General features: G+C 69.8%; 21 protein-coding genes. 19 read left to right on the top strand and 2 right to left on the bottom strand.

Going from position 1 to position 20,235, the window contains the following annotated elements:
- Nucleotides 1-482, top strand: a 482-nt coding sequence (locus E3O23_RS06180) for a M23 family metallopeptidase (RefSeq protein WP_134489200.1), incomplete at its 5' end; no start/stop codon positions are given.
- A gap of 107 nt (nucleotides 483-589) precedes the next feature.
- On the opposite strand, the gene E3O23_RS06185 is transcribed toward E3O23_RS06180, so the two are convergent.
- On the bottom strand, nucleotides 590-1,090 hold the full coding sequence (locus E3O23_RS06185) for an inorganic diphosphatase (RefSeq protein ID WP_134489202.1): 501 nt from the start codon (nucleotides 1,088-1,090) through the stop codon (nucleotides 590-592).
- A 45-nt stretch (nucleotides 1,091-1,135) separates the two neighbouring features.
- On the opposite strand from E3O23_RS06185, the gene tilS reads away from it, so the two are divergent.
- The 17 genes from tilS to cls all read left to right on the top strand — a co-directional run bounded on the left by tilS (nucleotide 1,136) and on the right by cls (nucleotide 15,894).
- Nucleotides 1,136-2,176 carry a tRNA lysidine(34) synthetase TilS gene (gene tilS / locus E3O23_RS06190; protein ID WP_134489204.1) on the top strand — a complete coding sequence of 347 codons (1,041 nt, stop codon included), beginning with the start codon at nucleotides 1,136-1,138 and terminating at the stop codon, nucleotides 2,174-2,176.
- Nucleotides 2,157-2,729, top strand: coding sequence for a hypoxanthine phosphoribosyltransferase (gene hpt / locus E3O23_RS06195; RefSeq protein ID WP_134489206.1), 573 nt, complete (start codon nucleotides 2,157-2,159; stop codon nucleotides 2,727-2,729). Before tilS ends, hpt begins: the two co-directional genes overlap by 20 nt.
- A 74-nt stretch (nucleotides 2,730-2,803) precedes the next feature.
- Nucleotides 2,804-4,807, top strand: a complete 2,004-nt coding sequence (ftsH, locus tag E3O23_RS06200; RefSeq protein ID WP_134489208.1) for an ATP-dependent zinc metalloprotease FtsH — start codon at nucleotides 2,804-2,806, stop codon at nucleotides 4,805-4,807.
- 8 nt (nucleotides 4,808-4,815) lie between these two features.
- Complete coding sequence (folE, locus tag E3O23_RS06205; RefSeq protein WP_134489210.1) at nucleotides 4,816-5,385, top strand: GTP cyclohydrolase I FolE; 570 nt, start codon at nucleotides 4,816-4,818, stop codon at nucleotides 5,383-5,385.
- Entirely contained in the window at nucleotides 5,382-6,188 is an 807-nt protein-coding gene (gene folP, locus E3O23_RS06210) for a dihydropteroate synthase (protein WP_134489212.1), read from the top strand. The genes folE and folP overlap by 4 nt, the downstream gene beginning before the upstream one ends.
- On the top strand, nucleotides 6,185-6,550 hold the full coding sequence (folB, locus tag E3O23_RS06215; protein WP_134489214.1) for a dihydroneopterin aldolase: 366 nt from the start codon (nucleotides 6,185-6,187) through the stop codon (nucleotides 6,548-6,550). Before folP ends, folB begins: the two co-directional genes overlap by 4 nt.
- Nucleotides 6,547-7,083 carry a 2-amino-4-hydroxy-6-hydroxymethyldihydropteridine diphosphokinase gene (folK, locus tag E3O23_RS06220; protein WP_134489216.1) on the top strand — a complete coding sequence of 179 codons (537 nt, stop codon included), beginning with the start codon at nucleotides 6,547-6,549 and terminating at the stop codon, nucleotides 7,081-7,083. Before folB ends, folK begins: the two co-directional genes overlap by 4 nt.
- Nucleotides 7,080-7,580, top strand: a complete 501-nt coding sequence (locus E3O23_RS06225) for a DUF3180 domain-containing protein (RefSeq protein ID WP_134489218.1) — start codon at nucleotides 7,080-7,082, stop codon at nucleotides 7,578-7,580. Before folK ends, E3O23_RS06225 begins: the two co-directional genes overlap by 4 nt.
- Nucleotides 7,573-8,070, top strand: coding sequence for a PH domain-containing protein (locus E3O23_RS06230; protein WP_241983354.1), 498 nt, complete (start codon nucleotides 7,573-7,575; stop codon nucleotides 8,068-8,070). The genes E3O23_RS06225 and E3O23_RS06230 overlap by 8 nt, the downstream gene beginning before the upstream one ends.
- The gene (locus E3O23_RS06235; protein WP_134489220.1) at nucleotides 8,067-9,608 is read left to right on the top strand and encodes a PH domain-containing protein; all 1,542 of its coding nucleotides are present in this window, start codon (nucleotides 8,067-8,069) and stop codon (nucleotides 9,606-9,608) included. Before E3O23_RS06230 ends, E3O23_RS06235 begins: the two co-directional genes overlap by 4 nt.
- Nucleotides 9,605-10,345, top strand: coding sequence for a Rossmann-like and DUF2520 domain-containing protein (locus E3O23_RS06240; protein WP_134489222.1), 741 nt, complete (start codon nucleotides 9,605-9,607; stop codon nucleotides 10,343-10,345). The genes E3O23_RS06235 and E3O23_RS06240 overlap by 4 nt, the downstream gene beginning before the upstream one ends.
- A gap of 11 nt (nucleotides 10,346-10,356) precedes the next feature.
- Entirely contained in the window at nucleotides 10,357-11,223 is an 867-nt protein-coding gene (gene panC / locus E3O23_RS06245) for a pantoate--beta-alanine ligase (protein ID WP_134489224.1), read from the top strand.
- Nucleotides 11,224-11,280: 57 nt separating this feature from the next.
- Nucleotides 11,281-12,828 carry a lysine--tRNA ligase gene (gene lysS, locus E3O23_RS06250; protein ID WP_134489226.1) on the top strand — a complete coding sequence of 516 codons (1,548 nt, stop codon included), beginning with the start codon at nucleotides 11,281-11,283 and terminating at the stop codon, nucleotides 12,826-12,828.
- 7 nt (nucleotides 12,829-12,835) lie between these two features.
- Entirely contained in the window at nucleotides 12,836-12,979 is a 144-nt protein-coding gene (locus tag E3O23_RS18050) for a hypothetical protein (protein ID WP_166790423.1), read from the top strand.
- A 233-nt stretch (nucleotides 12,980-13,212) separates the two neighbouring features.
- The gene (locus E3O23_RS06255) at nucleotides 13,213-14,085 is read left to right on the top strand and encodes an endonuclease domain-containing protein (protein WP_134489228.1); all 873 of its coding nucleotides are present in this window, start codon (nucleotides 13,213-13,215) and stop codon (nucleotides 14,083-14,085) included.
- A gap of 153 nt (nucleotides 14,086-14,238) precedes the next feature.
- A complete protein-coding gene (locus E3O23_RS06260) occupies nucleotides 14,239-14,424 on the top strand; it encodes a hypothetical protein (protein WP_134489230.1) in 186 nt (61 codons plus the stop codon).
- 6 nt (nucleotides 14,425-14,430) lie between these two features.
- Complete coding sequence (gene cls, locus E3O23_RS06265) at nucleotides 14,431-15,894, top strand: cardiolipin synthase (RefSeq protein ID WP_134489232.1); 1,464 nt, start codon at nucleotides 14,431-14,433, stop codon at nucleotides 15,892-15,894.
- Between the two features lie 41 nt (nucleotides 15,895-15,935).
- Here cls and E3O23_RS06270 read toward each other — a convergent pair whose 3' ends face one another.
- Nucleotides 15,936-17,360 (bottom strand): hypothetical protein, encoded by a 1,425-nt coding sequence (locus tag E3O23_RS06270; protein WP_134489234.1) that lies wholly within the window; start codon nucleotides 17,358-17,360, stop codon nucleotides 15,936-15,938.
- A gap of 218 nt (nucleotides 17,361-17,578) precedes the next feature.
- Here E3O23_RS06270 and E3O23_RS06275 point away from each other — a divergent pair, with 218 nt between their 5' ends.
- A complete protein-coding gene (locus tag E3O23_RS06275; RefSeq protein WP_134489235.1) occupies nucleotides 17,579-20,104 on the top strand; it encodes an ATP-dependent Clp protease ATP-binding subunit in 2,526 nt (841 codons plus the stop codon).
- Nucleotides 20,105-20,235: the final 131 nt, after the last annotated feature.

Below are 20,235 nucleotides of genomic sequence, written 5' to 3' on the forward strand. Positions count from 1 at the left end.
CAGCCGCGGCGGCGGCAGCAGCCGGCGGCGGGGGCGGCGGCAGTTCGGGCGGCGGCGGCGGGGGCGACTGGGTGACGCCCGCGAGCGGCCGCATCACCGCCGGCTACGGACCGCGGCCGAGGATCTGCAGCGACGGAGGGTGCAGTTCCAGCTTCCACTCCGGCACCGACCTCGGCACGGGCTGCTACGCCCCGATCTACGCGGCGCACTCCGGCCGGGTCATCTACGCGGGACGGCTCGGCACGTACGGCAACTACGTGCTCATCGACAACGGCGGCGGCGTCTCGACCGGCTACGCGCACATTCGCGACGGCGGCATCTTCGTCGGCAACGGCCAATGGGTCGGCACCGGCGAGGGCATTGCCAGCACGGGGAGCACGGGAGCGTCCACCGCCTGCCACCTGCACTTCGAGGTTCGGGTCAACGGCGGCCGCATCAACCCGGTGCCGTTCATGGGCGCGCGCGGCGCCTGGCTCGGCTAGCAGCGGCCCCGGGTTTCACGCACCAAAGTTTCACGCACGAAAGTTTCACGCACGATGAAGGGCCCCGCGGACGCATCCGCGGGGCCCTTCATCGTGTGCTTCGGGACCTAGTGGCCGTCGTGGCCCTCGTCGGCCAGCTTGGCAATGCCGTCGATGACGATCTGCTCGGCCTCGGCCGCGTCGCCCCAGCCCTCGGTCTTGACCCACTTGCCGGGCTCGAGGTCCTTGTAGTGCTCGAAGAAGTGCTCGATTTCCTGGCGGGTGAACTCCGGGATGTCCGTGACGTCCTGGATGTGCGCCCAGCGGGGGTCGCCGGCGGGGACGGCGATGACCTTGGCGTCGGAGCCGCCGTCATCGGTCATGTTGAACACGCCGACCGGGCGCACGGAGACGCCGACGCCGGGGAACAGCGGGTAGTCGAGGAGCACGAGAACGTCGACCGGGTCGCCGTCGAGGCCGAGGGTGTTCTCGAAGTAGCCGTAGTCGGTCGGGTACATGAAGCTCGTGTAGAGCACCCTGTCGAGGTACACGCGCCCGGTCACGTGGTCGACCTCGTACTTGTTGCGGCTCCCGCGGGGGATTTCGATGACTGCGTCGTATTCGGCCATGGCCTGTATCTCCTCGGTGTCTAAGTCTGCGGCTAACGTTACTGGATGGAGTCCGAACGCCGTCCGCGCCTGTCCCCGTCGATGGCCGACCTGCGACGAGCCGTGCGCGAGCTGCTCCCCGCGGACGGGCTGGTCCTGGTGGGGCTGAGCGGCGGCGCCGATTCCCTCGCCCTCGCCGCGGCCACGGCCTTCGAGGCGCCCAGGGCGGGCCTTCGCGCCGGCGCCGTCATCGTCAACCACGGCCTGCAGGCCGAGTCGTCGGAGGTCGCGGCGACCGCCGCAAGCCAGGCCAGGGAGCTCGGCCTCGACCCCGTGCTCGTGCTGCCGGTCACGGTCGCACCCGGCGGGGAAGGCGAGGGGCCGGAGGCCGCGGCACGGACCGCGCGGTACGCGGCCTTCGACCGGGCGCTCGCGCAGACCGGCGCGCGCCACCTCCTGCTCGGGCACACCCTCGACGACCAGGCCGAAACCGTGCTCCTCGGGCTCGCCCGGGGATCGGGGCCGACGAGCCTCTGGGGCATGGCCCCGCGGAACGGCGCCTACCTGCGGCCGCTGCTCGGCATCCGTCGCCGGCAAACCCGCCAGGCCTGCTTCGACGCGGGCCTGGTCCCCTGGGACGACCCGCACAACGCCGACCCGCGCTTCCGCCGAGTCCGCGTGCGAGAAACGGTGCTGCCCACCCTCGAACGCGAACTGGGCCCGGGCGTCGCCGAGTCCCTGTCCCGGACGGCCGAGCAGCTGCGGGAGGACGCCGAGGCCCTCGACGCGCTCGTGCTCGAACTCACCCCGGAGATCTGCGAACCGGCCGAGGCCGGCATCGCGATCTCTGTGGCCGCGCTCTCGGCGAACCCGCCGGCCCTCCGGCAGCGGATCATCCGCTTCGTGGCCGAGAGCGAGTTCGGGGTCTCGCTCGAACGCGTCCACACCCTCGCCGTCGCGCGCCTGGTCACCGACTGGCACGGTCAGGAGGCGCTCGACCTGCCAGGCGTTAGAGTTGTCAGGCAGCACGGCTGGCTGATTCTCAGCAGACCTGGACACGCACAGAGCAAAGGACCCTCTCGCCCCCATGGAACCTCGCGACATTGACGGCGACCTCACCGAAATCCTGATCGAGGAGGGCCAGATCCGCGATCGCCTCGCCGAACTCTCCCGCCGGATCGAGGCCGACTACGCCGGCAAGGACCTGCTGCTCGTCGGCGTCCTCAAGGGCGCGGTGATGGTCATGGCAGACCTGGCCCGCGAGCTCAAGCACCCCATCGCGATGGACTGGATGGCGGTCAGCTCCTACGGCTCCGGCACCGCCTCGAGCGGCGTCGTGCGGATCCTCAAGGACCTCGACACCGACCTGACCGGGCGCCACGTGCTCATCGTCGAGGACATCATCGACTCGGGGCTCACCCTGTCGTGGCTGCTGGCCAACCTGAACTCCCGCGGTCCGGCATCCGTGGAAATCTGCGCACTGCTCCGCAAGCCGGAGGCCGCGCGGGTCGAGATCGACGTGAAGTACGTCGGTTTCGAGATCCCGAACCAGTTCGTCGTCGGCTACGGCCTCGATTACGCGGAGAAGTACCGCAACCTGCGTTCCGTGGGTGTCCTGGCCAGCCACGTCTATGCCCCGGTGGAGCCCGTGAGCGCCTGAGTCGGGCCGCCCAGTTCATCTTTGGGCGAACACACGGCCTTTGCCCAGTGGCTGCGCGGTAGCCTGTGAGCATCATGAACGTCAAGAAGCTTCTTCGCGGGCCCATTCTCTACATCGTCCTGGCGGTTATCGCTGTCTGGGTCGGGTCGAGCCTGATCACCATGTCCGGATTCCGTGAGGTCTCCACCCAGCAGGGACTCGAGTTCCTGAAGGACGGCAAGGTCGCCGAGGCCAAGATCGTCGACGGCGAGCAGCGCGTCGACCTCACGCTCACCGAGGCCGACGGCGAGCTGGGCAAGGAAGTCCAGTTCTACTACGTCGCCCCGCGTGGCGAAGAGGTCGTTGCCGCCGTCACCGACGCGGACCCGAAGAAGGGCTTCACCGACGAGGTGCCCCAGCCCAACTGGTTCCTCTCCATGCTCGGCTTCCTGCTGCCGCTGCTCCTGATCGGCGCCTTCTTCTGGCTGATGCTCTCCGGCATGCAGGGTGGCGGAAACAAGATCATGCAGTTCGGCAAGTCCAAGGCCAAGCTGGTCTCCAAGGAGAGCCCGCAGGTCACCTTCGCGGACGTCGCCGGCGCCGATGAAGCGATCGAGGAACTCGAAGAGATCAAGGACTTCCTCAAGGAGCCCGCCAAGTTCCAGGCCGTCGGCGCACGCATCCCCAAGGGTGTGCTGCTCTACGGGCCTCCCGGCACCGGCAAGACCCTGCTCGCCCGTGCCGTGGCCGGCGAGGCCGGCGTGCCGTTCTACTCCATCTCCGGCTCCGACTTCGTCGAGATGTTCGTCGGCGTCGGCGCGAGCCGCGTTCGCGACCTGTTCCAGCAGGCCAAGGAGAACGCCCCCGCCATCATCTTCATCGACGAGATCGACGCGGTCGGCCGCCACCGCGGTGCCGGCATGGGCGGCGGGCACGACGAGCGCGAGCAGACCCTCAACCAGCTACTGGTCGAGATGGACGGCTTCGACGTCAAGGCCAACGTCATCCTGATCGCGGCGACGAACCGCCCCGACATCCTCGACCCCGCGCTGCTGCGCCCTGGCCGCTTCGACCGCCAGATCGGCGTGGACGCCCCCGACATGCTCGGCCGCAAGCACATCCTCGAGGTGCACGCCAAGGGCAAGCCGATGGCTCCCGGCGTCGACCTCGAGGTGCTCGCTCGCAAGACGCCCGGTTTCACCGGCGCCGACCTGGCCAATGTGCTCAACGAGGCCGCGCTGCTCACCGCGCGCTCCAACGCCCAGCTGATCGACAACCGCGCCCTCGACGAGGCCGTCGACCGGGTCATGGCCGGCCCGCAGCGCCGCAGCCGCGTCATGCGCGACAAGGAAAAGCTGATCACGGCGTACCACGAGGGCGGCCACGCCCTCGTGGCGACCGCGATGCGCAACACCGACCCGGTGACCAAGATCACGATCCTGCCGCGCGGCCGCGCCCTCGGCTACACGATGGTGATGCCGACAGAGGACCGCTACTCGGTGACGCGCAACGAGCTGCTCGACCAGCTCGCCTACGCCATGGGCGGCCGGGTCGCCGAAGAGATCATCTTCCACGACCCCACCTCCGGCGCCTCCAACGACATCGAGAAGGCCACGGCGACCGCTCGCAAGATGGTCACCGAGTTCGGCATGAGCGCGGCCGTGGGCCCGATCAAGCTCGGCCAGGGCTCCGGCGAGGTCTTCCTCGGACGCGATATGGGACACCAGCGCGACTACTCCGAACGCCTCGCCGAGCGCGTCGACGACGAGGTGCGCGAACTGATCGAGAACTCGCACGACGAGGCCTACGAGGTGCTGGTCACGAACCGCGACATCCTCGACAAGCTGGCCGCGGAGCTGCTCGAGCACGAAACGCTGGACCAGACCGCCCTCGCGGCGATCTTCGAAAACGTCATCAAGCTGCCGCCCAGGCCGCAGTGGCTCTCCAGCGACAAGCGCCCGGTCTCCGACCGGCCGCCGATCGCGATGCCCGCACCGAAGGTGGCGCTCGAGGGCGCCGCGGCGTCGACGGAAGCCGGCGAAGACGCGGGCAAGCCAAAGCGCGAACCCACCCGCGCCCCGCGCCCCGCGACCGCCTAGGCTGCCCCGTGGCAGTGGACAAGGCGCGTATCGAGGCCGCCGTCGCCGAGATCCTCGCTGCCATCGGGGAGGATCCGGCCCGGCCGGGCCTCGAGACGACGCCCCAGCGGGTCGCGGAGGCCTACGGTGAGCTCTTCGCGGGACTGGGGGAGGATCCCCTCGTGCACCTGCAGGACACCATCCCGGTCGGGCCGCACACCGGGGAGCTGGTGCTGCTGCGCAACATCTCGTTCCGCTCCACCTGCGAGCACCACCTCCTCCCGTTCATCGGCACCGCGCACCTGGCGTACCTGCCGAGCGACCGCGTGGTCGGCCTCGGCCGGCTCCCCGCCGTCGTCGAGACCCTGGCCGCGCGCCCGCAGGTGCAGGAGCGTCTGACCGAGGAGATCGCCGAGGCGCTCCAGGCCGGCCTGCAGCCCCGGGGCATCCTCGTCGTGCTCGACGCGGTGCACGGCTGCGTGAGCGCCAGGGGCCAGCGGCAGGCGGGCAGCTCGACGGTCACGATGGCCTCCCGCGGCGAACTCGGCGCCCCGGCGGCTCGCGCCGAGATCATCGCCCTGATCGGCGCGGCAGGGTGACTCTCATCATGGGGGTGCTCAACGTCACGCCGGATTCCTTCAGTGACGGCGGCAAATGGGCCGGCACGGATGCCGCAGTCCAGCACGGGCTGACCCTGCGGGACCAGGGCGCGGACCTGATCGACGTCGGCGGTGAATCGACCAGGCCCGGCGCGACGCGGGTGTCGCCCGCCGATGAGCAGGCCAGGGTGATCCCGGTCATCACCGAACTGAGCCGAGCCGGAATCGACGTGAGCGTCGACACGCTGAACTCCGAAACCGCGCTCGCCGCCGCTGCGGCCGGCGCGACCATCATCAATGACGTCTCCGGCGGCCTCGCCGACCCTGACATGGCCTCCGTCGCGGCGCGCACCGGGCTGCGTTTCGTGGCGATGCACTGGCGGGGCCACGCCGAGGAGATGGAGGCGCTCGCCTCCTACGAGAATGTGGTCACCGAGGTGCGCGACGAACTCACCGCCCGGGTGGACGCGCTCGTGCGGGCCGGAGTGGCCCGGGAGCGCATCCTGCTCGACCCCGGCCTCGGTTTCTCCAAGCAGCCCGGACACAACTGGCAGATCCTCGCCCACCTGGCCGCCTTCGACGAGCTCGGACTCCCGGTCCTGGTCGGCGCCTCCCGCAAGCGCTTCCTCGCGGCGGCGCTCCCGGCCGACGCGCCCATCGTCGCCCGCGACCTGCCGACCGCGGTGGTCAGCGTGCTGGCCGCCCAGGCGGGCGCCTGGGGAGTTCGCGTGCATGACGTCGCCGGGACGCGGGCCGCCTTGAACGTGCTGGAACTCGCCCGTTCCGACAGAATGGTCCCATGACCACCGACTCGATCATTCTCACCGGGCTGCGAGTCAACGCACACCACGGCGTCTACGATTTCGAGAAGGAGAACGGCCAGGACTTCCTCATCGACGTCACGGTCTGGCTCGACCTGGCCCGGGTGGCCGCCAGCGACGATGTGAGCCAAACGATCCACTACGGCGAGCTCGCCGTCGAGATCACCGAAGCCGCGGCACACAACCCGGTCGACCTGATCGAAACCGTCGCCGAGCGGATCGCCGCGGTTGTCCTCGCCCACGAGCCGGCCGAGCGGGTGCAGGTTACGGTGCACAAGCCCGACGCACCGATCTCGGTGCCGTTCACGGATGTCGCCGTGCGCATCGAGAGGACCCGCGCATGACCCAGGGGCCGGCCGTGCCGGCATCCGTCGTGCTCGCCCTCGGCAGCAACCTCGGCGATCGCGCCGCGACCCTGGCCGACGCGGCCAGGGCCATCGCCGACATCGAGGGGCTCGACCTGGACGGCGTCTCCCCGGTCTTCGAGAGCGCCGCGGTCAAGCCGCACGGGGTCGACCCGGCCGCGCCGCCCTACCTCAACGCCGTGCTCACGGCCCGCTACACCGGCGACCCGCACGCACTGCTGGCCGCGATCAACGCGGTCGAGAACGACCACGGCCGGGTGCGCGCCGAGCGCTGGGGGGACCGCACCCTGGACATCGACATCATCGTCTTCGGGGAGCTCCGGTTCGCCGACGACCGGCTCACGATTCCGCACCCCAGGGCGTGGCAGCGCGATTTCGTGCTCGCCCCGTGGCTCGCCCTCGACCCGGACGCCGTCATCCCGGGGAAGGGCCGCGTCGACGAGCTGCTCGCGGCGGCCGGCAGCAGCGTGCGTCCCCAGGCCGAGGCGCCGGGCGCGGGCGGCCGGCGATGAAACGCAGCGCTCCCACCCCGCTGATCGCGCTGGGCCTGCTCGGCACCGTCGTCGGCTTCCTGATCGAGGTCGCGGCCGCGGCATCCGGGGCGCCGATCCTCGTGCCGCCCCTGACGACGGGGGGCACCCTCGCGATCATCGGCATCGTTGTGGTCTGGCTGGCCTGGCCGATCCGGCAGGCGACGAAGGGCGCGAAGGCCGCCAACGGAAACGCGAAGCGCCGCGTGGACCCCTTCCTGGCCATGCGCGTGGCCGTGCTGGCCAAGGCCTCCAGCTTCAGCGGCGCGCTGTTCCTCGGCGGGGGGCTCGGCATCATCCTCTTCGTCTTCACCCGGACGGTCCTGCCCGGCACGTCCTCGCTCTGGCTCGCCGTCGCCACGGCCCTGGGCGCGGGTATCCTCCTCGCTGGCGGCCTGGTCGCCGAGTTCTTCTGCACCCTTCCGCCGGACAAGCCGGACGACGAGCGCCAGGAAGAAACCGGAGGGCTCCGTGCCTGAACGGCCCAGCAGCCTCGATCTCGGCACCGGGGCCGACTGGCAGCGCGTTTCCCCCCGCTACGTGGTGGTGGAGATCGTCGGAACGATCGTCGTCGGGGTCATCGCCTGCGCCGCCGCGGCCGCCGTCTGGTACCTGCTCGAGCTGCAATGGGCCCTCTACGCGGGAGCCGGGGTGGCCCTGGTCACCCTGGTCGCGCTGATCCTCGAGCCGCGCCGGGTGCGCTCGATCGGCTACCAGCTGCGCCAGGACGACCTGCTGTTCCGCCGCGGCATCATGTTCCAGCGCTTCGTGGCCGTGCCCTACGGGCGGATGCAGCTGGTCGACATCACGCGCGGCCCGATCGCCCGCTGGCTCGGCCTGGCCGACCTCAAGCTGGTGACCGCGGCGGCGACGACCGGCGTCGCCATCCCCGGCCTCACCGAAGCGGACGCGGAGAGCCTCCGCGACCGGCTCGTCGAACTGGCCGAGAGCCGCCGGGCGGGGCTGTGAACTCGCTGGCCGACGGCGAGTGGCATCGGCTCCACCCGGCGACCCCGCTCCTGCGCGGCGGAATCTTCGTGTTCGCGGCGCTCGGGTTCGTCCTCGCCAACCTTCGCGAACGCGTGCTCGACCTCGTCTTCGGCATCCCCGTCGGCAGCGGCGACCCGCTGGAGGAGATCTACCGGCGGGGGTCGGTCGGCTGGGCGCTGCTCGGCCTCGCCGGCGCGCTGGTCGTCATCCTGATCGCGTTCTCGCTCAGCTGGCGCGCGCACACCTTCCGGGTGAACGACGAGATCGTCGAGGTGCGCAGCGGGATCGTCTTCCGCAGCAACCGCAAGGCACGACTCGACCGGATCCAGGGCGTCAACATCGAACGTCCCCTGATCCCCCGGTTGTTCGGCGCCGCCAAACTCGAAGTCAGCGTCGCCGGGCAGGACGCCAACGTGCCGCTCGCCTACCTCGGCTCGGCGAAGGCCGACGAGCTCCGCCGCGACATCCTGCGCCTCGCGTCCGGCGCCCGCCGACCCGCCGCTGCGACCGTCGACCCGGAAGCGGGCGTCGCGGAGGCGCCGCAACCCGGCGCCACGGTCGGCGAGTTCGCTCGCGACCGGGTCGCCGAGTTCCTGGCGCCGGAGCTGCACCCGGACGCCGCCCCGCCCGAGTCCGTCGTGCGGATCCCGCCCGGCAGGCTCTTCGGCTCGATCGTGCTCAGCGGTTTCACCGTGTTCCTCGTCCTGGCAGCCATCGCCCTGGTCGTCGGCGGCGCCCTCGGCGGCAGCGGCTGGTTGCCCCTCGCGATCGTGCCCGCCTTCATCGGAGGCGTCGGGTACTTCGTCTCCCGGCTCACCAGGTCGCTGCGCTTCAGCATCGCCGGCACCCCGGACGGCGTGCGGGTGGGCTTCGGGCTGCTCTCGACGAGCAATGAGACCCTGCCGCCGGGCCGGATCCATGCGATCGGCATCTCGCAGCCCCTGCTCTGGCGGCCGTTCGACTGGTGGCGGGTGCGCATCAACAAGGCCGGCCATTCGTCCAGCCAGGGCGCCGCCGGCGAGGCGAGCACGACGGTGCTCCCGGTGGGCACCGCCGCCGACGTAGCCCGGGTGCTCGAGCTCATCCTCCCCGGGTACACCGGCGAGGAACAGCGCGCGCTCATCGAACGCGGGATGCACTCGACCGGCGGGAGCGACGGCTTCGCCAACGCCCCGCGGCGGGCCGCCTGGCTGCGGCCGTTCTCCTGGCGACGCACCGGGTACGCCGTCTCCGCCGGCGCGGCGGTGCTGCGCCGCGGGGTCGTCTCCCGTGAACTCGTCCTCGTGCCGCTGGCCCGGCTGCAGAGCGTGCGGATCGACCAGGGCCCGGTCCTGCGGATGCTCGGCCTCGCCTCCGCGGGCCTGCACACCGTGGCCGGCCCGGTGTCGGCATCCCTCGGCGTGCTCGATGCCGACGATGCCGTGCGCCTGTTCGAGACGGTCGCGGCGGGCGCGGTCAGCTTCGCCACCTCAGACACCAGCCACCGCTGGAACCACAAGGCGGGAGTCTTCGAATGACCCAACGCCCCGGACGACTCGGAGTCGGCATCATCGGCGCAGGCCGCGTCGGCCCGATCCTCGGCGCGGCCCTCGCCGGCGCGGGCCACGCGATCGTCGGCATCTCAGCCATCTCGCGGGAGAGCCGCGACCGGGCGGAAGCCATCCTCCCGCTCGTGCCGATCCTGACCGTGCCGCAAATCGTCGAGCGCAGCGAACTCGTGATCATCGCCGTGCCGGACGCCCAGCTGGAGAGCCTCGTCGCGGGCCTCGCCGCGACGGACACCTGGCAGCCGGGGCAGCTCGTGCTGCACACCTCCGCGCGCTTCGGCACCGCCGTCCTGGCGCCGGCGCGGGCCGGCGGCGCCATCCCGCTGGCGATCCACCCGGCCATGACATTCACCGGCACGAGCATCGACATCGCGCGGCTGGCCGACAGCTACTTCGCGGTCACGGCGCCGACCCCGGTGCTGCCGATCGCGCAGGCGCTCGTCGTGGAGATGGGCGGCGAGCCCGTTGTCGTGTCCGAGGAGGACCGGCCGAGCTACGCCGAGGCTGTGGAGACCGCCACCGCGTTCTCGACGGCGATCGTCGAGCAGGCCACCCGCATACTGGAAGGGATCGGAATCGAGCGGCCGGGCGCGGTCATCGCGCCCCTCGTGCGGTCCGCCATCGAGAATGCGCTGGCGCACACGAGCCCCGACAGGCTCGACCTGTCCGAATTCAACGCCGATCCCAACTACCCGGAGGACGAGTGAGCCTGCCCGCCATGCCCGAGGTGATCGGCACGATCGCCGAGCTTCGCGACCGATTGAGCCTGACGACGCAGAATTCCGCCGTCGCCGGAGCCGACACCCGGGTGGTGCTCGTGCCGACCATGGGCGCCCTGCACGCCGGGCACCTGGCCCTCGCCCGCCGCGCCCGTGAACTCGGCGACACCGTGGTCGTCTCGATCTTCGTCAACCCGCTGCAGTTCGGCGCCGGCGAGGACCTGGACCGGTATCCGCGCACGCTCGACGCGGACGTCGCGGCCCTGGCCGAGCTGGGGGTGCCGTACGTCTTCGCCCCGTCGGCGCAGGAGATGTATCCCGACGGCGCAGCCGAGACGCGCGTGAGCGCGGGGCCCGTCGGGTCGCTCTACGAGGGTGCAGCCCGGCCGGGCCACTTCGACGGGATGCTCACCGTCGTCGCCAAGCTGATCAACATCGTCGATCCCGATGCCGCCGTGTTCGGGCAGAAGGACGGGCAGCAGCTCTACCTGATCAAGCGGATGGTCGCCGAGCTCAATTTCCGCCTGGCCATCGACGTCGTCCCGACCGTCCGCGAGGAGGGCGGCCTCGCCCTGTCCAGCCGCAACCGGTTCCTCGACCCCGAACAGCGGGAGAGCGCCCGTGCGCTCTCGGCCGGCCTGGGCGCGGCGGCATCCGTGGCCTCGCAGGGCGCCCCGGCCGCGCTCGCCGCCGCGCACGCGGTCATCGAAGCCCAGCCGTTGGTTAAGCTTGACTATCTCGTTGTCGTGCACCCGCAGACCTTCTTACCGGTCGACGACGACTACCGCGGCCCGGCCAGGATGCTGGTCGCCGCGCTGGTCGGCAGCACCAGGCTCATCGACAACGTCCCACTGGACATCACCTAACCACCACCACTGCCGACTGGCCGGGCCCGCCCGTGTCGCAGGCCGACGGAGAACCGCATGAGCGAGCACCACGCAGCACCCCAGGTCAGCGACGGCGAGGCCACCGACGTGATCACCGACGAGATCACGGCTGAGATCACCGAGCAGAAGGCCGTGCGCCTGGCCAAGCGCGAGCGGCTGAATGCCGCGGCGGCCACCCCGGGCGGTGGGGCCTACCCGGTTTCGGTGCCGGTGACCGACACCATCCCGGCCGTGCGTGCCCGCTACGGCGAGCTCGAAGCCGATGCCAAAACCGGCGTCGCGGTCGGCCTCGCCGGCCGGATCGTGCACCTGCGCAACACCGGCAAGCTGTGTTTCGCCAGCCTGCAGGCCGGCGACGGAAGCCGGATCCAGGCCATGGTGTCGCTCGGTGAGGTGGGGGAGACCTCGCTTGCCGACTGGAAGGACCTCGTCGACCTCGGCGACCACGTCTTCGTCTCCGGCGAGGTGATCTCCTCCCGTCGCGGCGAGCTGTCGATCATGGTGACGGAGTGGCAGGTTGCCGCCAAGGCCGTGCTGCCGTTGCCGAACCTGCACAGCGAGCTGAGCGAGGAGACCCGGGTACGGAGCCGCTACCTCGACCTGATCGCGCGGGAACAGGCCCGCCGCAACGTGATCCAGCGCTCCCAGGCGGTGGCGAGCCTCCGGGCGACGTTCACCGCCCGGAACTTCATCGAGATCGAAACGCCGATGCTCCAGGTCATGCACGGCGGAGCATCCGCCCGGCCGTTCGCCACCCACAGCAACGCGTTCGACACCGAGCTGTTCCTGCGCATCGCGCCGGAACTCTTCCTGAAGCGCGCCGTGGTCGGCGGCATCGACCGGGTCTACGAGATCAACCGCAACTTCCGCAACGAGGGCGCCGACTCCACCCACTCGCCGGAGTTCTCCATGCTCGAGGCGTACGAGGCCTACGGCGACTACAACTCGATCGCCGACCTGACCCAGACCCTGATCCAGGATGCCGCGTTAGCGATCTCCGGGTCGCACGTGGTGACCTGGGCCGACGGCACCGAGTTCGACCTCGGCGGCGACTGGGACCGGATCAGCATGTACGACAGCCTCTCCGCCGCTGTGGGCGTCTCGATCACCCCGGAGACGTCGATCGCCCAGCTTAAGGCCCTCGCCGACCGCGAGGGCGTCGACATCGACCACCCGATTCACGGCAAGTACGTCGAGGAACTCTGGGAGCACTTCGTCAAGGGCGGCCTCACCCGCCCCACCTTCGTGATGGACTTCCCCGTCGACACGAGCCCGCTGGTGCGCGGCCACCGCAGCATCGCCGGCGTCGTCGAGAAGTGGGACCTCTACGTGCGCGGCTTCGAGCTGGCCACCGGCTACTCCGAGCTTGTCGACCCGGTCGTGCAGCGGGAGCGCTTCGTCGAGCAGGCCGGCCTGGCGGCCGGCGGCGACCCGGAAGCCATGCGCCTCGACGAGGAGTTCCTGCGCGCGCTCGAATACGGGATGCCCCCCACCGGCGGCATGGGAATGGGCATCGACCGGCTGCTGATGGCCCTGACCGGCCTCGGCATCCGCGAAACAATCCTGTTCCCGCTAGTGAAGTGAGAGTCTGATGAGCTATCTCCCCAAGGACGAACTGAAGCCCGACGGCGACAAGAAGGGTCCCTCGACGAACCGGATCATCGTCTGGGTGATCGTCAGCGGCGTCGGCCTGTACCTGGTCGGCTCCGGCCTCTACGGCATCCTGACCAAGTAGCGCCCCCGGCGTGCGCCCAGCCCGGCGTTCGCCCCGGCGATGGCCCGAGCGGCGAAAACCGGAAGAACTGGCCCGGTGAGACCGAAAACCGGAAGAATCCCGCCTGGCCAGCGCACGCATCCGGTTTTCGGCGCGGCAGCCTCTTCGTACCTCCCCGGTGAGCTCGCGCCCGCGTTGTGCACACCTCAAGGCCGCCAGGTCGGCGGGGGGCGGTCGGGCGAGATACTCGCGGGATGAATCGATCCCTCCACGAAGACATGGCCCGATTTGGCAACCTCGCGACCCGCTCGCAGTTGCGCGGTCTGGGCTACTCGGACCGTGACATCCAACGGGCGGTTGAGCAGCGCCGGCTGTCACCGATTCGCCGACGCTGGCTCGCGCACCCGGGCGCCGACTCCCGGGCAACGCGGGCGGTAGCGCTGGGCGGACGGCTGGCTGCGGCATCCGCCCTGGCCAGCCACGGGATTTGGGTCACCCGTCCCACGGGCCTCTGGATCGCTTCGCCTCCGGACGCGAGTCACCTCGAGCCGACGGCGCCGGGGGAGCGTCGGCTCTGGGTGCGGGATCGCTTCCCCGAGGTGGCCGACAGGCAATGGCGGGTCTCGCCGCGGGACGCCGTTGCTCAATTCGCCCGCATCGGGGGCGAGTCCGACGTCGTAGCGTCCATCGACAGCGCACTCAACAAACGGTTACTCAGCGCGAGCGATCTGGACGAGGTCTTCGCAACGGTCCCTCGCCGGCTGCGTCGCCTCCGCCGCAGGGTGAATGGCCGGGCCGACTCCGGACTGGAGACCCTTCTCCGGCTCGCAGCCGAAGACCAGGGGTGGCGAGTGGAGGTTCAGGTACGCATCTCCGGCGTGGGGCGCGTGGACGTCCTCATCGACGGGTGGCTGGTCATCGAACTCGACGGCGGTCAGTGGCACGACGACGAGCAATCGCGGGACGTAGACCGGCGGCGTGACGCCGAACTCGTTCTCCGCGGCTACCGCTGGCATCGATTCCGCCACGACCAGGTGCTCAACCGGATGCCCGAGTGCCTGGCGGTCATCCGCGCCCTCCGGGCCGGTGGTCGCCCGGCGGCCCGCTCCGGACAGCCGGCCGCCTGACGAGACCGGGCCCCGCCCCCAAGACCGGACGGAAGCGCGTCCCGTCGTCGACGACCGGCCACATGGTCCGGTTGTCGACGCCAAGTCCGGGTGCGGCGCCGCGCGTTTTCGCGGGCACGGTCGAGGGGGTTTTGCACGTATCCTAGGAACACTATGGATGATTTCTGGGCCAACGCACTGGGGTCCCTCGCGCCCACCGTCCTGGTCGGCCTCATTTTCTGGTTCGTGATGCGGGCCATCATTCGCGCCGACCGCACCGAGCGGAAGGTCTACGCGCAGATCGAAGCCGAAGAGCGCGCCAAGCTCGGCCTCGACGCACGCGACGCACCGGTCGGCTGAACCCGGATGCCCGACATCAACGGCACGACAATTTTCGTCGCGCTGGCCGTGCTCGTGGACTTCGTCATCCGCGTCGTGGCGATCATCGTGGTGCCCCGCAATCGCCGGCCCACCTCGGGCATGGCCTGGCTGCTGACGATCTTCTTCCTGCCCTACCTCGGCGCGCTGCTCTTCGTGCTCATCGGCTACCGCACGCTGCCGAAGCGGCGCCTGGCCATGCAGGAGGAGATCAACCAGTTCATCATCGACAGCACCGACGGCATGGAACGGGTGCGGCGCGACCACCCGTGGCCGCCCTGGCTGGAATCCGTCGTCGAGCTCAATCGCAACCTGGGCGCCATGCCGCTCGTCGGTGACAACTCCGCCCGGCTGCTCGGCGATTACGAGGCCACCTTCGCCGAGATGGTCACCGAGATCGACAAGGCCGGCAAGTACGTGCACGTCGAGTTCTACATCCTCGCCCTCGATCCGACGACCGCGCCGTTCTTCGAGGCCCTCACGCGGGCCGTCGACCGCGGCGTCACGGTGCGGGTGCTGATGGACCACATCCAGTCCAAGCGCCAGGTCGGCTACAAGGAGACCATCCGCGCTCTCACCGAGGCCGGGATCCGCTGGGAGCTGATGCTGCCGCTGCAGCCGCTCAAGGGCAAGTGGCAACGGCCCGACCTGCGCAACCACCGCAAGCTGCTGATCATCGACGGCACCGTCGGGTTCATGGGGTCGCAGAACATCATCGACCGCACCTACAACGCGCCTCGGAACATCCGTCGCGGGCTCATGTGGAAAGACCTGATGACCCGGCTCGAGGGGCCGATCGTCGCCGGGCTCAACGCCATCTTCATCACGGACTGGTACAGCGAAACGAACGAGCTGCTCACCCGCGACATCCACCCGGTGCGGCCCGAGCCTCTCTCCCAGGCGCTGGACTGCCAGCTCGTGCCGAGCGGGCCCGGTTTCGTGCGCGAGAACAACCTCCGGCTGTTCCTGGCCCTGCTCTACTACGCGCAGGACCGAATCATCATCACCAGCCCGTATTTCGTGCCGGACGAGTCGATCATGTACGCGATCACGACGGCGACCCAGCGCGGCCTGCACGTGGAGCTGTTCGTCTCGGAGATCGGTGACCAGGCCCTCGTCTACCACGCCCAGCGCTCGTACTATGAGGAACTGCTGCGGGCCGGGGTGAAGATCTACCTCTACAAGTCTCCCTACGTGCTGCACGCGAAGCACTTCACGATCGACGACGACGTGGCGGTGATCGGGTCGAGCAACATGGACATGCGCTCGTTCAGCCTGAACTTCGAGGTGTCGCTGATGGTGCGCGGCCAGTCGTTCGTCCGGGACATCCGGGCCGTGGAAGACGGTTACCGGGCAGACAGCCGGGAACTCACCCTCGACGAGTGGATGAAGCAGCCGCTGCACTCCACCGTGCTCGACAACCTCGCCCGCCTTACCTCCGCAGTCCAGTAGCGGGCCATCCGGTAGCGGGGGCCATCCGGTTGCGGGTGCGGTCAGCCGCGCGCGTCCTCCGGCGGGCCCGGCTCGTCCGGGGACGGCGGGAGGCGTCCGGCCGGGGTGAGGATCGGCTCCTCGGCGGCCGCGACCGGCGCGCCCGGCAGGACCGCCGCGTCCGGCGGCCGTTGCAGCAGCTCGAGCAGGAGCACGGCGAGCAGGGCCAGGACCGCGGTCCAGAGGATGATGGCGGGCGTCAGCGGCCGCACGAACAGGGCCACCGCGCCGGCCGCCAGCGCCACCGCGATCAGCACGTACCGGCTCGCCCGGTGCAGCCACTCGCCGAAGCGATCGGTGGTCACCCCGCTGTGCTCCGCCGAGGCGCGAACGCGCGCGGCCGTGTCCGTGGTGAACCGCCGCACCGCGGCCGCTCCGCGGAACGGGCCGGCGAGGTAGCCGACCACCGCGACCGTGACGCCGACCAGGCCGATCGACAGCGCGGAGCCGGTGATGAAGGGCGTTGCGGCGTCATAGAGCGACTCGGCCGCGCCCTTCGGAAGGTACGCTGGCGACATGGCGCCGAGGAACAGGATGCGGCCGATCACGATGCCGGCGCGGAGGAGCGCCATCGCCAAGGCGAGGCTGAGCCCGGCCCAGATCAGCGCCCGCGCCCGGCGCCTGGCGACGATCACGCCGGCCGCCAGCAGCAGGATGCTGGCCCACGGCAGCACGAAGCCGAGGATGTCGAAGAGCTGGTAGGCCGTGCGCGCCTGGACCAGCGCATCGGACTGGGCGAGGGGGATCGTGCGGTTGACCTCCGGGATCCTCTCGGCCAGCGTGAAACCCTGCGCGACGAGTTGCTTCTTGACCGCGTCCAGGACCGGCCCCAGCTGGATGCCCACTTCGCCCGTCTCGCTGATCACCAGGGCAGCCGACTCGTCGCCCTGCAGGGCCGCCACGAGCTGGGTGGGGCTGACCCGCAGCGCCTCCTCCCAGACCTGCGCAAAGGCCTCGGAGGTGACGATCCTCTCGGCCGCCGTCCGGATGAGCGAGCGAACGCCCTCCACCGCCGGTTGCTCGAGCAGCCGGAGCGCGGCTTCGGCGCGAGGCGGAAGGTCGAGCGCGGAGAGCCCGTCGAAGAGGTCGGATGCGACGGTTTGGATGTCGACCTGGTTCTCGATGGCGTCGACGATCTCATCGACCAGGAACGCCTGGAAGGCGGCGTCTTCGGCGAGGGAGGCGAGGGTCGCCACAAACCGGGAGGTGTCGGTGACCTCCGCCTTCGTCCAGAACGCGACAACGGCGACGGGAGCGAGCAGGGACCCCAGCGCGATCAGCAACACGGCGAAGAAGGCTCGGATCCTGCCCCGCGATCGCGTGCGCGGCGGCGCCGAGAGTGCCCCGGATTCCACCTGGCCCCGGAGGCGGGCGTTCTCCGCGGTCAAGCGGGCGATCTCTTCCTCGGGGTTCTCGGTGCGATTCATCGCGGCCCTCTCGCGCTTCCCCCACGCTTCGTCCTGCCATTATTTGCGCGGGTACGGATCCTCGAAAGGGCGGTACGGAGGCCGCCCTCGACCACGGCCGCGGGTCCCCGCGCGCGTCATCCGTCACGCCTAGGGCGAACAAGCGCCTGCAACCCAGTTTCGCTGGTTACTCTCGATGTATCGGCGCCACAACTGCCCCTGGCGCCAAGGGAGTAATCATGTTCGAGAGATTCACCGACCGAGCTCGTCGCGTCGTCGTTTTGGCCCAGGAAGAGGCCAAGATGCTCAACCACAATTACATCGGCACCGAGCACATCCTGCTTGGACTGATCCACGAGGGTGAAGGCGTTGCCGCCAAGGCCCTCGAGAGCCTGGGCATTTCGCTCGACGCCGTGCGCGAGCAGGTGCAGGACATCATCGGCCAGGGCCAGCAGCAGCCGACCGGGCACATCCCGTTCACGCCGCGCGCCAAGAAGGTCCTCGAGCTGAGTCTCCGCGAGGCGCTGCAGCTCGGCCACAACTACATCGGCACCGAGCACATCCTGCTCGGCCTCATCCGCGAGGGCGAAGGCGTTGCCGCCCAGGTGCTGGTCAAACTCGGCGCCGACCTCAACCGGGTGCGCCAGCAGGTCATCCAGCTCCTCTCCGGCTACCAGGGCAAGGAACAGGTGCAGGTGGGTGCGAACGAGCAGCCCGCCGGCGCCGCTGGCAGCCAGATCCTCGACCAGTTCGGCCGCAACCTGACCCAGTCCGCACGCGACAACAAGCTCGACCCGGTCATCGGACGCGAGAAGGAAATCGAGCGGGTCATGCAGATCCTCTCCCGTCGCACGAAGAACAACCCCGTGCTGATCGGTGAGCCCGGCGTCGGCAAGACCGCCGTGGTCGAGGGTCTGGCCCAGGCCATCGTCAAGGGCGATGTCCCGGAGACGCTGAAGGACAAACAGCTCTACTCGCTCGACCTCGGTTCGCTCATCGCCGGCAGCCGCTACCGCGGTGACTTCGAGGAGCGCCTGAAGAAGGTCACCAAGGAGATCCGCACCCGCGGCGACATCATCGTCTTCATCGACGAGATCCACACCCTCGTCGGTGCGGGAGCCGCCGAGGGCGCGATCGACGCGGCCTCCATCCTCAAGCCGCTGCTCGCCCGCGGTGAGCTGCAGACCATCGGCGCGACCACGCTCGATGAGTACCGCAAGCACTTCGAGAAGGATGCCGCCCTCGAGCGCCGCTTCCAGCCGATCCAGGTAAACGAGCCGTCGCTGCCGCACACGATCAACATCCTCAAGGGGCTGCGCGACCGGTACGAGGCGCACCACAAGGTGTCCATCACCGACGGCGCCCTCGTGGCCGCCGCGAACCTCGCCGACCGCTACGTCTCCGACCGCTTCCTGCCGGACAAGGCCATCGACCTGATCGACGAGGCCGGCGCGCGCCTGCGCCTGTCGATCCTGTCGAGCCCGCCCGAGCTGCGCGAATTCGACGAGAAGATCGCCGTGGTGCGTGCCGCCAAGGAGACCGCCATCGAGGACCAGGACTTCGAGAAGGCCGCCAGCCTGCGCGACGAGGAGAAGAACCTCCTCGGCGAGCGTCTGCGCCTGGAGAAGAAGTGGAAGTCGGGTGACGTCAAGACGACCGCGGTCGTCGACGAGGGCCTGATCGCCGAGGTCCTCGCGCAGGCCACCGGCATCCCGGTCTTCAAGCTCACCGAGGAGGAGTCCTCGCGGCTCGTCTTCATGGAGAAGGCCCTGCACCAGCGCGTCATCGGCCAGGAGGAGGCCATTTCGGCCCTCGCCAAGACCATCCGCCGCACCCGCGCCGGCCTGAAGGACCCGAAGCGCCCCTCCGGCTCGTTCATCTTCGCCGGCCCCACCGGCGTCGGCAAGACCGAGCTCGCCAAGGCGCTCGCCGAGTTCCTGTTCGACGACGAGGCCGCGATGATCTCGCTCGACATGAGCGAGTACGGGGAGAAGCACACCGTCTCCCGGCTGTTCGGTGCCCCTCCGGGCTTCGTCGGCTTCGAAGAGGGCGGCCAGCTCACCGAGAAGGTGCGCCGCAAGCCGTTCAGCGTGGTGCTGTTCGACGAGATCGAGAAGGCACACCCGGACATCTTCAACTCTCTCCTCCAGATCCTGGAAGAGGGCCGGCTGACGGATGGCCAGGGTCGCGTCGTCGACTTCAAGAACACCGTGATCATCATGACGACCAACCTCGGCACGAAGGACATCAGCGGCGGCCCCGTCGGTTTCCAGATCGAGGGCGACACGTCCACCGGCTACGACCGCATGAGCGGCAAGGTCAAGGAAGAGCTGAAGAAGAACTTCAAGCCCGAGTTCCTCAACCGCGTCGACGAGATCATCGTCTTCCCTCAGCTGTCCAAGCCGGAGCTGCTGCAGATCGTTGACCTGTTCATCAAGCGACTGAGCGACCGCCTGCTCGACCGCGACATGACCGTCGAGCTCACCGTCCCCGCCAAGGAGCGCCTGATCGAGGTGGGCTTCGACCCCGCGCTCGGCGCCCGGCCGCTGCGCCGCGCGGTGCAGCACGAGGTCGAGGACCGGCTGTCGGAGAAGATCCTGCAGGGCGAGCTCAACTCGGGCGACCACGTGCACGTGGACTTCCAGGCCGGCGAGTTCGTCTTCACGACGACGACGCGCGAAACGGCCGTCGGAGTCGGCGTCAACGCGACGGCCAGCATCGGCACCGGGTCCGGAACGCCCGACCTCGCGGTGACCAGCGAGTAGCCCGGCGACACGGCACGACGAAGGGGCCCGGCGGAGCAATCCGCCGGGCCCCTTGCAGTGTCACGAACTGCCTTGTCACGAACGCGGGGCGCGGAGCGGAATCCGTAGACTGGATGTTCCGGGTGAGAACG

The organism is Cryobacterium tagatosivorans (genome assembly GCF_004402215.1).
GTDB classification, from domain to species: domain Bacteria; phylum Actinomycetota; class Actinomycetes; order Actinomycetales; family Microbacteriaceae; genus Cryobacterium; species Cryobacterium tagatosivorans.